Origin of the sequence: Corynebacterium sp. HMSC05H05 (assembly GCF_001807265.1) — a bacterium.
GTDB lineage: Bacteria > Actinomycetota > Actinomycetes > Mycobacteriales > Mycobacteriaceae > Corynebacterium.
Map to the genome: position 1 here is coordinate 1 of NZ_KV788379.1, position 222 is coordinate 222.

Below are 222 nucleotides of genomic sequence, written 5' to 3' on the forward strand. Positions count from 1 at the left end.
CGATTGACACCACCGACCGCAAAGCCGCAGACCTCGAACACCGCCTGCGGCAAGACATCGACACCACACAACCGGCAGCAGCCCAGATGGAGGAGGCGTTCTGGCGCATCGTCGAAGGCACAACCGGCGGGGTGGTTGCCGCCGCGCCACGTCCGATCGTGCTGGTGCCGATTTCGGAGCACGCACGGATCATGGCCGGCGACGGCGACGACGTCATCCTCA

1 pseudogene is annotated in these 222 nt (G+C 66.2%); it reads left to right on the forward strand.

The features are described 5' to 3' along the window. Window positions 1–222, forward strand: a pseudogene (locus HMPREF3151_RS11970) (HNH endonuclease); the annotation flags it as partial.